Source organism: Shewanella sp. WE21 (genome assembly GCF_002966515.1).
In the GTDB taxonomy this organism is placed as follows: domain Bacteria; phylum Pseudomonadota; class Gammaproteobacteria; order Enterobacterales; family Shewanellaceae; genus Shewanella; species Shewanella oncorhynchi.
On the sequence record NZ_CP023019.1, the window covers coordinates 210840 to 225760 of the forward strand.

At 45.1% G+C, this 14921-nt stretch carries 12 protein-coding genes and 1 pseudogene; 5 read left to right on the forward strand and 8 right to left on the reverse strand.

Annotation, left to right across the window (positions count from 1 at the left end):
• The first annotated feature begins 27 nt into the window (after positions 1-27).
• From ppnN to CKQ84_RS00860, 3 genes are all read left to right on the forward strand, one after another.
• Positions 28-1383 (forward strand): nucleotide 5'-monophosphate nucleosidase PpnN, encoded by a 1356-nt coding sequence (gene ppnN / locus CKQ84_RS00850; protein ID WP_028760679.1) that lies wholly within the window; start codon positions 28-30, stop codon positions 1381-1383.
• A gap of 21 nt (positions 1384-1404) precedes the next feature.
• Positions 1405-2211: a flap endonuclease Xni gene (gene xni / locus CKQ84_RS00855; RefSeq protein ID WP_049821740.1), complete on the forward strand. Its 807-nt coding sequence runs from the start codon at positions 1405-1407 to the stop codon at positions 2209-2211.
• A gap of 110 nt (positions 2212-2321) precedes the next feature.
• Complete coding sequence (locus CKQ84_RS00860) at positions 2322-2744, forward strand: DUF3192 domain-containing protein (protein WP_028760680.1); 423 nt, start codon at positions 2322-2324, stop codon at positions 2742-2744.
• Positions 2745-2843: 99 nt separating this feature from the next.
• Here CKQ84_RS00860 and CKQ84_RS00865 read toward each other — a convergent pair whose 3' ends face one another.
• Positions 2844-5678: a prolyl oligopeptidase family serine peptidase gene (locus tag CKQ84_RS00865; protein WP_028760681.1), complete on the reverse strand. Its 2835-nt coding sequence runs from the start codon at positions 5676-5678 to the stop codon at positions 2844-2846.
• A gap of 254 nt (positions 5679-5932) precedes the next feature.
• Here CKQ84_RS00865 and CKQ84_RS00870 point away from each other — a divergent pair, with 254 nt between their 5' ends.
• The gene (locus CKQ84_RS00870) at positions 5933-6940 is read left to right on the forward strand and encodes an isocitrate dehydrogenase (RefSeq protein ID WP_028760682.1); all 1008 of its coding nucleotides are present in this window, start codon (positions 5933-5935) and stop codon (positions 6938-6940) included.
• Positions 6941-7160: 220 nt separating this feature from the next.
• Here CKQ84_RS00870 and rlmM read toward each other — a convergent pair whose 3' ends face one another.
• From rlmM to CKQ84_RS00890, 4 genes are all read right to left on the reverse strand, one after another.
• Complete coding sequence (rlmM, locus tag CKQ84_RS00875; RefSeq protein WP_011846285.1) at positions 7161-8246, reverse strand: 23S rRNA (cytidine(2498)-2'-O)-methyltransferase RlmM; 1086 nt, start codon at positions 8244-8246, stop codon at positions 7161-7163.
• A 177-nt stretch (positions 8247-8423) separates the two neighbouring features.
• Complete coding sequence (locus tag CKQ84_RS00880; protein ID WP_011918954.1) at positions 8424-8816, reverse strand: DUF423 domain-containing protein; 393 nt, start codon at positions 8814-8816, stop codon at positions 8424-8426.
• Positions 8817-8844: 28 nt separating this feature from the next.
• Entirely contained in the window at positions 8845-9519 is a 675-nt protein-coding gene (locus CKQ84_RS00885) for an alpha/beta family hydrolase (RefSeq protein ID WP_105249768.1), read from the reverse strand.
• On the reverse strand, positions 9500-10411 hold the full coding sequence (locus tag CKQ84_RS00890) for a transcriptional regulator GcvA (RefSeq protein ID WP_105249769.1): 912 nt from the start codon (positions 10409-10411) through the stop codon (positions 9500-9502). The genes CKQ84_RS00885 and CKQ84_RS00890 overlap by 20 nt, the downstream gene beginning before the upstream one ends.
• Positions 10412-10638: 227 nt before the next feature.
• On the opposite strand from CKQ84_RS00890, the gene CKQ84_RS00895 reads away from it, so the two are divergent.
• Positions 10639-10875, forward strand: a complete 237-nt coding sequence (locus CKQ84_RS00895; protein WP_105249770.1) for a hypothetical protein — start codon at positions 10639-10641, stop codon at positions 10873-10875.
• Positions 10876-11010: 135 nt separating this feature from the next.
• Here CKQ84_RS00895 and thiI read toward each other — a convergent pair whose 3' ends face one another.
• The 3 genes and pseudogenes from thiI to pomA all read right to left on the reverse strand — a co-directional run bounded on the left by thiI (position 11011) and on the right by pomA (position 14619).
• Positions 11011-12465: a tRNA uracil 4-sulfurtransferase ThiI gene (gene thiI / locus CKQ84_RS00900; RefSeq protein ID WP_028760687.1), complete on the reverse strand. Its 1455-nt coding sequence runs from the start codon at positions 12463-12465 to the stop codon at positions 11011-11013.
• 451 nt (positions 12466-12916) lie between these two features.
• A pseudogene (locus CKQ84_RS00905) lies at positions 12917-13848 on the reverse strand (flagellar motor protein MotB).
• A gap of 3 nt (positions 13849-13851) precedes the next feature.
• Positions 13852-14619 carry a flagellar motor protein PomA gene (pomA, locus tag CKQ84_RS00910; protein WP_028760689.1) on the reverse strand — a complete coding sequence of 256 codons (768 nt, stop codon included), beginning with the start codon at positions 14617-14619 and terminating at the stop codon, positions 13852-13854.
• Positions 14620-14921 lie beyond the last annotated feature (302 nt).

Here is a 14921-nt window from a genome sequence, read left to right on the forward strand (position 1 = left end):
ACTCCTGTCATGACGAAGGAGTGGTAAATGATAGTAAAAGTCAGCCCAAAAGGCAGCATGGATCAGCTTTCGCAACTTGAAGTTGATCGACTCAAAAATAGTGCCAAAAGTGCCCTATACCAACTGTACCGCAACTGCTCCTTAGCAGTGCTTGCCGCGGGTTTAAAAACCGACAACTCTAAAGCCCTATTCGAGCAATACCATGATTTCGACATCAACGTTCTACAACGGGAGCGTGGTGTAAAATTAGAACTGATCAATCCCCCCGAACAAGCCTTTGTCGATGGTCAAATTATCACGGGAATTCAAGAGCATCTGTTCTCAGTCTTACGCGATATCCTTTATATCAGTGATAGATATGACTCACTAAAACACATTAATCTGACCAATGCCCACCATATCACCAATGTAGTGTTTGATATTCTGCGTAATGCGCGGGCGATAGCACCGATGAAAGACCCTAATGTGGTCGTCTGTTGGGGCGGACACAGTATTAATGCCATCGAATACCAGTACACACGTGAGGTAGGTTATCAACTTGGCCTGAGGGAATTAGATATTTGTACAGGCTGTGGTCCTGGTGCGATGGAAGGTCCGATGAAAGGTGCGGCGATAGGCCATGCCAAGCAACGGATTAAAAATGCACGATATATTGGTTTAACTGAACCAAGTATTATTGCCGCCGAGCCACCGAATCAAATAGTCAATGAACTGGTGATTTTACCCGATATTGAAAAGCGCCTCGAAGCTTTCGTGCGCTTAGGCCACGGCATTATTATCTTCCCTGGCGGTGCTGGCACGGCTGAAGAATTGCTCTATATATTGGGTATTTTACTTAACGAAGAAAACCAACAAACGCCTTTCCCGCTGATACTCACAGGCCCAACGGAGAGCGCAGATTACTTCATTAAGATTGATGAGTTTATTGCCTCAACCTTAGGACCCGAAGCTCAGAAAAAGTACCAAATTATCATAGATAATCCCACTGAAGTGGCACGCATCATGAAGCAAGGAATGGAGCAAGTAAAAGCCTATCGCCGCTCAACAGGTGATGCTTACCAATATCAGTGGGCACTGAAGATTGAGTCTGAGTTTCAGTTACCTTTTATCCCAAGCCACGAAGTGATGGCAAACTTAGATCTACACTTCCAAACCAACAAAGCCGAATTAGCCGCCAACCTGCGTAAAGCGTTTTCAGGTATAGTGGCGGGTAACGTCAAGTCGGAAACAATCAAGCACATAGAGCGTGATGGCCCCTTCCAATTAAAAGGCGATCCCAAGCTCATGGATATGATGGATAAACTCTTAAGTGCATTTGTACAACAACAAAGAATGAAGCTTCCAGGAAGCGCCTATATTCCTTGCTATCAAATAGTGAAATAGAGAGCGAAGCAACAACACCCCATGAACAAGTTTTTAATCATCGATGGTCTCAACTTGGTTCGCCGCATCTATGCGGCGATCCCCGATGAATCCGATATGCAAAGCCTCACAGAGCGCGTCAGTTTAGCGTGCACTAAACTGCTGCGTGTGCATCGCCCAACCCATGTAGCTATCGTGTGGGATGGGGATGAAGTCTCATGGCGTAAACAGCTTTACCCCGATTACAAGAAAGGCCGTAAACCTATGCCGGAGCCGCTGGCAAAAGGCCTTGCTGCGCTGCAAGATCACTTAACCATGATGAACATTGGCTCTATTTATGCGGCGGCTGAAGCCGATGATGTGATTGCCACTCTAGCGATAAAAACCGCCAAAGCGCAGGGTGAAGCCATAATTGTGTCCACCGACAAAGGTTTTAGTCAGCTCAATCATCGCCAAATCAGCCAGTGGGATCACTTTAATCAGCAGTACTTAGATATCGCTGCATTGGAACAAAAACTCGGTGTCGAACGCAGTCAATTTCTCGACTTGATGGCATTAGCGGGCGATAGCGGTAATAAAATTCCCGGAATTGCAGGCATAGGCCCTAAATCAGCCGCCGAATTATTGAAAACCTTTAGAAGCTTACCAACCTTGTTTTCATCGCTATCTAACTTAGGTGCTAAACAAGCCAAAAAACTTGCCGAAGGTAAGGAGATGGCAAGACTCAGCTATAAGCTCGCACAGTTACAAACAGACCTGCCACTCAATATTAATTTAAAAGATTTTCGCGTGATGAACTCCTTACCTGATAATAACTGCCTGCCTGAAAACCCAATCAATCCAGCCTAAACATCTGTTAATATAAAGTTGCAATTAACGCATTTACCTTAGAACAACAAAAGCGTATTTTATGGACGTAATAACGTGACTCATTTAATGAGGTAAAGGAATAACTGTAAATGAAATCAAAAGTTTCGGTAATCATCGGTAGCATTTTCGCCGCCTACGTCGCCTTTGTCGCTGTGGTGGTACTCGTTTATGAACCTACGCCAGATGACATGAGTTGGGAGGACCGACAGTCCTATAACAGCCAAAAAATGAACGAGTTAGCGCTAGGGCAAAATATCGTTTCAGTAAAACAGTTACTAGGTAAAGCTGACTTTTCAGAGGCCAAAGCCGTAAAAGAAACCAAGCTACAGGTGCTCTTTTATCGCACTCACCATGAAAAATCAGACGGTGTAACCACGAAAGAGGAATGTACCCCACTTATTTTTGAAAATGATCAATTGATTGCTTGGGGCCAAGATACCTATAAGCAATATCTCGATGCAGATACTGACACAGCCCTCAGCTCTGCCCAAGAGACATTAACCAGTAAATAAATACGACTGACAGTTAAATAAAAACGCCACCGAATCGGTGGCGTTTTTATTTTGACAATCAACGAATTGACTCAGTTGTAAAACAACTAAACCAATTGCCTATTCATCATCGGCCTTATACTCAACATAGGCTTCACCTTTGCTGAGCCATTCTGGCGCGGGTTTTCCCTTCAGATAATGGTCGAAATATTGCATCATGCGAATGCTGTAATCGAGCTTGTTCGGGTACTTTTTCAAGTGATGCGGCTCATCCTCGTATTGTAAGAACACCACCTCTTTACCCGCACGGCGCATGGCTAAGTACATTTCAACACCTTGTTCCCAAGGCACTGCATCGTCCTTATCACCAAACATGATCATCAAAGGCGTTTGAATACGGTCAGCATAAAATACTGGCGAGTTTTCAATATACTTTTGCGGCGCGGCAAACAAACTTGCGCCAATACGACTCTGTCCGGTTTCATATTGGAACTGACGCGCAATACCTGTGCCGTGGCGAATACCGCTATAGGCACTGGTCATGTTCGATACTGGAGCACCTGCAACCGCCGCCTTAAACATCTTAGTTTGAGTAATGGCAAACGCCGTTTGATAGCCACTCCAAGAATGACCTTGCAAACCAATAGCATCGGGATCAGCAATGCCTATCTCAATCAGCTTTTGCACGCCAGACGTGAGCGCTTGTACTGAACTCGCCCCTGGGTAACCAATTTCAAAGCGAATGTCCGGTAGGAACACCGCATAGCCATTATTGATGTACCAAGCAAAGTTAGGTCTGTGGTTAATGTTCATCTGCGGGAAGGCATGCAGTCTATCCGTCATAAAGCGATAGTAATAAACCAGTACAGGATAGCGCTTACCCGCTTGATAATTCGTCGGCTTGATCAGCACGCCATCTAACGGTTTACCATCGCCATTTGTCCAGTGAACTAACTCGGATTGGCTCCAGTTAAAGGCTTGACGCTGCTTATCTAAATCGGTTTGCTTAACTGCATTTTGCGGTGCGCTATAGCTGGCCGTATACAAGTCAGGGAATAAGTCAAAACGTTCCTTAGAAAACACGATAGTATCGGCGTCTTTACTGCGTCCCAATACTGTCAGCTTATACTCACCTTGCATCAACGTCTTCACGCCTGCTTCACCCAAGGTGGCTTGATAAAAACCATCGGCCTTGGTTTTATCACTATAACCGTGGAGTAAAACCGTAGCGTTATAGGCAAGCTCTGTCGGCTCATCGGGATTATCGACTAAGCCCTCAAGCCGATATTGAATTTTCTGAGTGCGCCCTTTACCTGCGGTTAAGGCAAAACCCGCCTTAGATTCGGTATTAAACTGCCAAACATCGTATTTGTCGTAAACCAAGAAACCCGCATCATTTTTAAGCCAAGGTCCAAAACCATATCCTGGAGCACTGGATGGATAATCGTGGTCTTCATCGGCAAAACTGACCTTTAGGGATTTTGTGAGATTAGTGCGACGGTCCTGTGCAATATCATAGAGATACACATTACCTTGCTGATAATAAGCCACATACTTGCCATTTCCCGACAGCGTAGGCTCGGCATCACTCGGCTGTTGTGTCAAAAATGGCACTTTACTGCCAGTATTAATATCGACCAGATAATAATCTTGGTAGAACCCTGCCCAAGTTGCCATCTTGCGATAGGGCAAATCTGAACTGGCCAACATAAAACGTTTATGTTGTGAAATCGTCACATCTGGAACAGTTTTATCGCCAAGCTGCACCACGTTATTTGAGCCTAAATGCAATACCGCAAGGTAAGTGCGTTTTTGCTCATCCTCATATTGCTTGATTTCATTAGGCTTAATACGAGGATCATCCCCATGCCACACCTTAAGCCCACGCTGTCCGGTGACAATATTTGTATCGAACAGGTCTTTTTCTTCGGTGATCTTCTGCAAACTGAGCTGCTGACTCACCTCAGGTACGCGGCCAAAAAACAACCGTTCGCTGTCCAATGAGAAGCTTAAACTTGTGTAGCGATTAAGTTTCCACTCGGGTGACTCAGGGATTTTACTGATTTTGCCCGACTGCAAATCGACCAGCGATAACTGATAGCTGCGGCCATAAGGTAACTCACTGTCTTTGCCCTGCGTAAATGCAAGCCAACGACCATTTTTAGCCAGCGCTAACGCACCAATCTGTTGGCTAGGCGAATCAAAGGCAACGGTTTTTTTGTGAGTGTTTAAATCGACTAACTGCAATTGATGTTGCTTATTGGTGATATCGTTCACTGCCAGCGCGAGTCTACGGCTTGCCTTATCAAAAACATAGCCAGTAACCTGCTCGACATCAATTCGCTTTGTTTGGTCTTCTAAACTGAGCAACGTAAAACGTCGACCTTGGTCAAACTTATCGACCTTTGGCTTATCAATATTCGCAGGGCTTTGTGTGCCTGCTTCAGCGAGTTTTTCGGTAGTTTTAGGCCCAGCATCTTTTTTGGACTCTTCATCAGCCTCAAATCCAATCGCCAGATGCTTACCGTCATCACTGAACACAAATTCCTTCACACGCTCGAAGCGAGTTTGCGTGCCAGTTTGAGTATCGAGCAACACCATGTCGGATTTGATTTTTTTCTTCGCCTTGGCATCACTCGTTTCACGCGTGAGCAAACTCGGTTTAACCACCACAGCTACATAACGACCATCGTGGTTCACCAAGGGATCTGACCCCCCCGCGATTTGATAGCTTTGCTGCGACAGGACATTTTTCACAATGACGTGACTATCCCCGCGATCGGGCGCAGACTCGACCGCGATGACTTGCCCCTTATCTGAGATAACCGGCTTTTCAAGGGATTCAAAATGCATAATGTCTGTTAGGGTGAGCGGTTTAGTGCTGGTTTCAGCCTGCACTGCTGGCAATACTCCAAGGGATAACAAAACCAGAGATGTGATAGGGATTAACTTCAATGTCTTCCTCTTTTATATATTTGTTAGACTAAAGTAGACTTTTTTAACCATTGGTTCTCCATCATGGTGAGAACCCAGTATTTTTACAAGTTATACCACATAAAAAATCGTGATATTGCTCACTATTTCCTGTGAAGTTTGACCAAAGATGGTTAAAATAATAGGCAGAAAAAATACCAAATTCATAGTCCTGCTATCCAGTTAGCACTGGGGCAGACAATTGCAGTAACGACGAACCGTGGAAGGACTTCTCCATGTCAAAAAGAACGATAACCGTAATTCCAGGTGATGGAATTGGCCCAAGTATTATTGATTCAGCCTTAAAAATTCTTGATAAAGCGGGCTGTGATTTTGAATATGAATTTGCCGATGCCGGCCTGACTGCACTTGAAAAGCAAGGCGAGTTACTGCCAGCACGCACTTTAGAACTCATTGAAAAAAACCGTATCACGCTGAAAGGGCCGCTGACGACTCCCGTTGGTGAAGGCTTTACTTCTATCAACGTAACCTTGCGTAAGAAATTCGGTCTGTATGCTAACGTACGCCCAGTACTGTCTTTCAAAGGTACCCAAGCCCGTTACGAAAATATCGATATCATCACAGTACGTGAAAACACCGAAGGCATGTATTCTGGCCATGGTCAAAAAGTGTCTGAAGATGGTTTAACAGCCGAAGCAACCAGTATCGTGACTCGCCAAGGTGCCGAGCAAATCGCCACTTTCGCCTATGAACTGGCCCGTAAAGAAAACCGTAAGAAAGTCACTATTGTACACAAAGCTAACATCATGAAGTCAACGTCAGGCCTGTTCCTGAAAGTGGCCCGCGAAGTGAGCCTACGTTACCCAGACATCAAGACAGAAGAAATGATCGTCGATGCAACGTGCATGAAGTTAGTGATGAACCCAGAAAACTTCGATGTGATCGTGACGACTAACCTATTCGGTGACATTTTATCGGACCTGTGTGCCGGTTTAGTGGGTGGTTTAGGTATGGCACCTGGCGCAAACATTGGCCGTGATGCTGCGATTTTCGAAGCCGTTCACGGTAGTGCGCCTGATATCGCTGGCAAAAACCTCGCAAACCCAACCTCAGTGATTTTAGCGTCTATCCAAATGCTGGAATACTTAGGTATGGCTGACAAAGCTGAGCAAATCCGTAAAGCGGTATCTGCAGTGATCGCAGAAGGCGACCGTACGACTCGCGATTTAGGCGGCACTCACGGCACGACTGACTTCACGCAAGCTGTGCTTGAGCGTCTGTGATCTCAATGCTAAGCGCGTTTAAGACAAGCCTATAACGCGCGTTTTCAAGTAAAAGCTTAAAAGAAGCAAGCGCTTGAAACTCAAATGAGTAAACACGAAAAAGCCCCAAAGTTTCCTTTGGGGCTTTTTGTTATCTAGCTTTTAAACCTGCGTGGCTTTATACCCGCGTGACAATTACCATTCTAGCGACAACAAGATCACCGCAGGGTTAGCACTGGAATTAATTCCAAGCGGTATTAGGGCGTAGCCATAAATGCACTGTCACTTCATCACGGTCGTGATAAAGATGCTTACACTGCACTTTAAAATCCGTCACACCATTCTCTTTAAGAATCGTCTGCATGGTCTCAAGGATAGCAGTCACTTCTTTATAGCGGCTCTTCATCGGTAATTTAAGGTTAAAAATCGCTTCCTTAAACCAACCGTTAATCGCCCAAGCTTCAATCAGTTCGGCAACACGCGCAGGTTTCTCAACCATGTCGCACACCAGCCAATAGATATTTTTACGTTGCGGTTCGAAACGGAAACCGTCTTCACGGTAATGTTTCACTTGGCCCGTTTCCATCAGTTTTTCATCCATAGGGCCATTATCAACTGCCGACACAAACATGCCGCGACGCACCAGTTGATAAGTCCAGCCACCAGGGCAAGCGCCCAAATCCACTGAGTTCATGCCACTGCGAATACGCTCTTCTTGCTCTTCCTTAGGCACGAATTGGCCAAAGGCTTCGTCGAGTTTCAGACTTGAACGACTCGGTGCATCCGCCGCCATTTTAAGGCGTGGAATGCCCATAAAATGTGGCGAACTGTTATTACTGTAGGAATAACCCACATAGGCACGGCCGGGTCCAATAAAACACACGTGGATAATCGGACGTTTGGGATTTTCCTGCGCGAGCAAACTGCCCGATTTTTTCAAATGCTGGCGTAAAGGCACAGTGAACTTACGGCAAAAAGCCGAGAGCTCTTTCGCTTCGTTAGTGTCAGGTGTTTCAACCCGCACTTCACCCGCTTTGCTGACGTCACTGAGCGCCGCAACGATTGGGCTTATTCTGTCATTTTCAGGCAAGTCGACTAACAAGTCGCTAGCAGCAAACATCTGGCGGGCGAAAATGAGCGAATCTAAAGGTAATTGTTTGACTAACGTATCGGCAGCGTCGTCTTCAAAACATTGGTATACAACATAAGCGTCGTTATTGTTGGCCTTAACAAAGCCACCCACATTGAGCTCACCGGCTCGCTGTTGGATTTCTGCAGCGCATTCTTTTTCAAAGCCTGCGCGGCAGAATAAAAATAGGTTTTTCATGGGGATCCCTGAGAAATCCAAGCCAAAGCATTGGCTGACTATCGATTTGGGCGCCAGTATACCAATTTCAATCCACAAATGCCCTATTTGCCTACTGCTGAACCTTGAATTGCGATTAGAGAAATAAAAAAGGCTTAGGTGCGCCCTAAGCCTGTTAACTCACATAAGCATCAGCGATTAAGACTCATGGCCGTCGATAACTTTGTGACGCCATACCGCGGCGGCAAATAATAACCAACCGAGTAAGAAACAACCACCACCCATAGGCGTAATAGGACCTAACCACTTAGTCCCAAACAAGGCCAGTCCATATAGTGAGCCCGAAAATAGTACTATGCCTGCGACAAAGAGATATGCCGACCAGTCCAGTAAACGCGAGGTTAACCATTGGCCCGAGAAGGCAACCATGATGAGGGCAAAGGTATGGTAGAAATGATATTGCACACCTAAGTTAAAGACTTCAATTAAGTTTGGTGGCGCGACCGCTTTTAAACCATGGGCACCAAAAGCCCCTAAAGCGACGGCTAAGAATCCGCTCACGGCGGCGAGTAACAATAAACCTTTACGCATTTAACGCTCCTGCTGGAATGGGATTAACTCATTCAACATTTATTCGCTCAACATCAAGCTCACGAATAAAATCACTTGATAAATCAATAGCACGTGCAAGGTTAGCGGCTTCACTGGTGCCTGACGACTTTCTTGGGACAAAACTATGATCGCCGTCGGTTATCCAAGCCAATCCTATCTCAGCTTTCAAGGGCCAGCTTGGGATCTGCGCTTTGCCACCAAACTTATCCCGCTCCCCCTGTACGACTAATACTGGGACTTGGCATTCATTCAAAGGTTCCAATCTAGGCTCGCCGCCTTTGAGTGGCACAAAAGGATAACCTAAACAAATCACCCTATCGATGCGCGCCGCTAATGCAGGATCGCAGGCTAATAGGGCCGCCATACGACCGCCCATGGATTTCCCCATTAACACCACACGTTCAACTTGTGGTTGTGAGTGGGCGATATCGAGCATCTGTGTAAAACACGCGAGCAATTTAGGCGCACGGTCCGGTGGACGCCGTTTGCCATCGACTGCATTCGCCTGCATATAAGAAAAATTAAAGCGCATCACTCGGAAGCCCTGAGCAACTAATCCCGCCGACATGGCCTGCATAAAATCAGAATCCATGTTAGCACCCGCACCGTGGGCCAATAAAATCAAAGTACTCGCAGGCTCCCCTTTTAATACATAACTCGGCTTATCCGGGCAACAACTCACTGCGAGACTCCTCGGCAAACATGTCTAACATCCATTCACGAAACGCCACCACTTTACCCAGTTCAGCATGGTTTTGCTGGCAAACTAAGTAATAAGCATCTTTACTGACCAAGACTTCTTGGAATGGGCACACAAGCCGCCCAGCTTTAATATCGGGGCGTGCCAGCACGCTGTAACCCAGGGCAACCCCTTGACCGTGGGCTGCCGCCTGCAATACCAAAGACGAATGACTGAAAATAGGTCCTTGATTCACATTAATATCGGTAATGCCACATTGCCTAAACCACGCCTGCCAATCGTGACGATTCATATCATGTAATAACGTGTGATACTTTAAATCGCTCGGTTTTGAGAGTGGTTTAGGACCGTTGAGCAACATGGGCGAACATACGGGAATAAGCACTTCGTTTCTGAGCTTATCTGCACGTAGCCCGGGCCAATTACCTAAGCCATAATAAATAGCCACATCCACATCATCGGTTAATGAACTCGCTTCGGTATCAACGGCCTTAATTCGCACATCGATATCGGGATTTTTCTCACTGAATTTAGCCAAGCGTGGCACTAGCCATTGAATCGCAAAACTGGGTGACATACTGACTGTCAGCGAACCAATCGCACTGCGGGCGAGTAATCTGTCGGTAGCATCGGCAAGCTGAATAAAGATATCTTTGATGTCGAGAAAATAGCTTTGCCCTTCTTCGGTTAATAGCAAAGAACGGTTCTTTCGACGAAATAATTTTAATCCGAGGAAATCTTCTAATGCCTTTATTTGATGGCTCACCGCAGCCTGTGTAACAAACAATTCTTCCGCTGCCCGCGTAAAGCTCAAATGCCGCGCGGCTGCCTCAAAAGCCTTAACCGCATTAAGCGGTGGTAATCGTCTCGACATAGTGATCTCAGTCTCGTTTTTTAATTAGTTTTTCTAATCCGTATTGTTACATTTAATCGTTTGTAAAGGCCAGCGTTTTTGGTTAAATTTTGCGCCAATGAAACAGCTTATCAACGAAACACCAATAGCGATGAAACATCCATAGCTATGAAATACCTAAGTTAGACAATCTCAAAGTTGATGATGGGAATGTCTGACAGCGTTAATTTGTCAGCCCGGAGGCGACTATGTTCAATTTAAAATCGGCATTTGCGTTAATATTAGTCTCAGCACTCAACTTTAATGCCAGTGCAAATGTACTCGTTAACGAAATCGTCATTGACACAAGCGACTTGCAAGCCAATATCACTGCAGATTTAACCGCTGCAATGAATAAAATGCACCAAGAAGTGCTACAAGAAGCCACTCTGTTGATTGCCACAGACGATGTCGCATCTCATCAGCAAGTCGTTAAAGCCGAATAACCTAAACGACACTGAAACTCAGGTCGCGCTCAGTAAGAGCAAAGAAAAAGCCGCATTAATATGCGGCTTTTTTATACTTGAATAGCAAATCAATCCCACTGACGATATACGGCAATGGGCAGGTTTTCGCCCGACTTATGGACGATACACTTTCACGTTCGTGTAACCTTGCTCGATTAAATACAATGCCTGCAATTTACTCATCACCCCACGCTCACAATAGAGCAAATAAGTCTTTTGCTTATCGAGATCGGCAAACTGAGTCGCTAACTTGAAGAATGGGATGCGCTTTATCTCAATACCTTCAATTTGCAGCGGTTTGCTTTCCTCTTCTTCAGGGGCACGAATATCAATGACCACTTGGTTGGTATCGATACTGGCAACCGTTTCTGTCTCAGTAATCCGAGTATCCATTTGTTCTGCGATCTCCCTGATATCGATAGTGACAGATTGGGCGATGATCTGATCAATCAAATCCTCAGAGAACTTTTTCTCTTCCGCTTCAACCTTAGCTAATACCGCTTTTACCGTCGGCTTTTGCGAAATTACGCCGCAATATTCAGGCATTGATTTAGCAAAATCTTCGGTGCCGATTTTACGGCTCTCGTTGATAATGTCTTGCTTATCCATGGCGATTAAGGGACGTAGAATCAATAGCTCAGTACAACGGTCGATGACGTTTAAGTTGGTCAGGGTCTGGCTAGACACTTGGCCTAAACTTTCACCGGTAACTAAGGCTTGAATGCCCATACGCTCGGCGATACGCGCCGCGGTACGCATCATCATGCGTTTCAATACAACACCCATTTGACCGTTATCGATACGCTCTAAAATCTCAGCAACCACAGGCTCAAAAGGCACAGAGATAAACTTCACTTTATGGGATTCACCGTAGGTTTTCCACAAATGGTAAGCCACTTGTTTAACACCAATTTCGTGCTGTGCGCCGCCCAGATTGAAGAAGCAGTAGTGGGTACGAGCGCCTTTTTTGATAAATTGATAGCTAGAGACGCCAGAGTCAAAACCACCCGAAATCAAGGACAATACATCTTCCTGTGTTGCCATCGGAAAACCGCCTAGACCTTCAATACGCTTAGTCACCATATAAAGATTATCGCGCTCAATCTCTAAATTAACAGTAATGTCCGGATTCTTTAAACGTACGCCCAGCGCATCGGTAAACTGGTTTAAGCCACCACCGACATAACGCTCAACTTCAATAGAATTAAAATCATGATCGCCAGTACGCTTTACTCGCACGCAGAAGGTTTTACCCGCAAGTTGGTCACGGTAAACAGGCAAGACTTGCTGATAAATATCATCAACAGATTCAAAGCTGTACTCATCCACTTGCACTACGTGTGCAATGCCAGGAATACACGCCAGACGCTCACCGAAAGCTTGGGCCAATTCAGGCTTATCCTTTGGTACCATCACCATAATGCGGTCCCATTGACGCTGCACTTTTGCATCTTCGTCAACTTTTTTAAGCACATTACGGATGTTAGTTTCGAGCATTTTGGTGAAGCGCATGCGTACAGGCTTGCTCTTCATCATGATTTCTGGATACAGCTTTACAATAAACTTCATGGGATTTCCGCGGGCAATTTTAAAACAGCAAAATTGGTTAAAAGAATAATCGGGGGATTATATACCCAAGCAACCTAAAAAGGCGAGTTTCAGCGCACATAGCCAACAGCGACACAGGCCACATTTGTGGCGTATTCATCGCGTATTAATGACTAAATCACGGCAGCTAATTAGGCTGAAATAATGTCACTAAAACCTATTCGAGAAGTTTGAATTGCCCTGCTTAAAATAAGTGATTTGAGATGAATCATTAACAATAAGTCGTTGAGGGATAGTTAAGGAAACTTAGGGATTACACACTCAATGTGATTAACGTAAAGCCCAAATGGATTTAAATCAACCACAGCGATTTGATGCATAACACGTTAACTAAAAAGGGAAAAGCCCACATTAGCTCAATAAAAAAGCCGCAAGATTATTGCGGCTTTAGATTGGGTGAGTATCTAAACACTTAAGGCGAATTACCGATCTGAATTTCTTCAGACTCCTTCGCTTTACCTTGCTCAATAGCAATTTCAACCCTGCGGTTACGGGCACGATTTTCCGGAGAATCGTTAGGCACAATCGGATTGTTAGACGCCATACCAACCACTTTCATTCGATTAGAATCAAAGCCGCTGACCTGTACTAACTCATGGGCCACTGCCACGGCACGTTTGCTGGATAAATCCCAATTAGAACTATAGAGCTCATCGCTTATTTGCATATCATCCGTGTAACCTGACACTGTGATGACACCTGGCACATCTTTTAACAATTCGCCGACTGAGCGTACCACAGGTTTAAATCGAGGCTGCAGGAAACCTGAGCCAGAAGCAAATGCCCCCTTCTCACGTATACGAATAATAATCTGCTGACCTAATGACTCAATTTCAATCGATCCATCGGTTATCTCTTTATTCAGCTCCTGCGCCATCTTCTTCACTTGCTGATTGATCTTTTCTTGCGCCGCTGCCGCTTCCGCTTTAACGGCATCGGCAACTTCTTGAGCCGTAGCACTCGCTTCGCCCCCCGCTGAGAACCATTTTGCTGCTGCACGCCGCCCGCACTATCGTCTTCACCCGCTTGGAAATCCAATACAGGTTCAGTCATTTCATTCGTTTGCTGGTTAATGATTTCAATCGGAGTCGGCTCAGGGCGACCAGGTCTAAACTCTAAGGCAATGACAGAAGTCCCCTTCGGGATATCTTTAACTTCCACCTTATTTTGCACACCAAAGGCATACTTCATTGAGCCCGCAATCTGTTTATACTTCATCACATCCATTTCAGAAAATGACAATAATAATACAAAAAAACACATCAACAGCGACATCAAGTCGGCAAATGTTGCCAACCACATCGGTGCTCCGGGCGGCGGACAATTGCACTTAGCCTTAGCCATCGGCTACTCTCCGTCCGTTGTATCGATTTTACGATTTTTCTCAGCCAGATAATTTTTCAAAAAGCCTTCAATCACCCGTGGGTTTTGTCCATCTTGAATCGCCAATACCGCATCCATAATAAGGTTACGGTTAAGCATTTCCTCTCCCATCCTAATCGTTAACTTATCAGCGATAGGAATACAAACCATGTTAGCCAGCACCGCCCCATAAAGGGTTGTTAAAAGTGCAACGGCCATCGAGGGACCAATAGATTTAGGATCCGACATATTCGCTAACATGGCCACGAGACCAACGAGTGTACCTATCATCCCCATAGCTGGTCCCACGTCAGCAAAAGCTCTAAAAATTGCTATCCCGGTGCGATGACGTTCCTCTGTCAGCGTAATATCCTTCTCTAAGGCGTTACGGACCACTTCGCCATCATGACCATCGACCAACATATCAACAGCTTTTTGCATAAAAGTATTGCTAATTTGCGCTTCTTCTAATGCCAAAAACCCCCCTTTACGGGCAGCATCCGCCATAGTCACTGACTGTTCAATCAAGTCTTCAGGTTTATCAATTTTGAACACAAAAGCTTTTGCAGCTATTTTAGCCGCATTTAAAAACTGTTTTAGATTGAATTTCATCATTACGACGAAGAAAGACCCGCCGAATACAATCACAACCGAGGCTAAGTCGTAGAACATCATTACGCCACCACTGATCACCATCGACCAAATGATAAAACCAAAGCTCCCGACTAATCCGATTATTGTTGCTAAATCCACAACGGCTCCTCAATTTTCGTAATAAACGACATAATACTTACTCTGGGTAAGCAAGAACACTCAGTTATTCTACCGAATAAGATAATCCTACCGACACACATACGAGCCTTGTTTATCCAGATAAAAATTACCATACAAATGATGATACTATTGTCAGTTATCGGACACACACTAAGCAAGTTTAGCGACAATTTATATTTTCTGGAAAATTTCAGTAACAAAGCGTGCTATTGAGCAAATATCTTTAGTCTGAATTTGACCCTTACGCCGCCCTGATATACCTTGTGTCCGCTAAATCAAAG

Excerpts from the sequence above, each read along its gene's own strand:
- CKQ84_RS00870 (WP_028760682.1), top strand. The coding sequence starts at position 5,933 with ATGTCAAAAAGAACGATAACCGTAATTCCAGGTGATGGAATTGGCCCA.
- rlmM (WP_011846285.1), bottom strand. The coding sequence starts at position 8,246 with ATGAAAAACCTATTTTTATTCTGCCGCGCAGGCTTTGAAAAAGAATGC.
- CKQ84_RS00890 (WP_105249769.1), bottom strand. The coding sequence starts at position 10,411 with ATGTCGAGACGATTACCACCGCTTAATGCGGTTAAGGCTTTTGAGGCA.
- xni (WP_049821740.1), top strand. The coding sequence starts at position 1,405 with ATGAACAAGTTTTTAATCATCGATGGTCTCAACTTGGTTCGCCGCATC.
- ppnN (WP_028760679.1), top strand. The coding sequence starts at position 28 with ATGATAGTAAAAGTCAGCCCAAAAGGCAGCATGGATCAGCTTTCGCAA.
- CKQ84_RS00880 (WP_011918954.1), bottom strand. The coding sequence starts at position 8,816 with ATGCGTAAAGGTTTATTGTTACTCGCCGCCGTGAGCGGATTCTTAGCC.
- CKQ84_RS00895 (WP_105249770.1), top strand. The coding sequence starts at position 10,639 with ATGTTCAATTTAAAATCGGCATTTGCGTTAATATTAGTCTCAGCACTC.
- thiI (WP_028760687.1), bottom strand. The coding sequence starts at position 12,465 with ATGAAGTTTATTGTAAAGCTGTATCCAGAAATCATGATGAAGAGCAAG.
- CKQ84_RS00860 (WP_028760680.1), top strand. The coding sequence starts at position 2,322 with ATGAAATCAAAAGTTTCGGTAATCATCGGTAGCATTTTCGCCGCCTAC.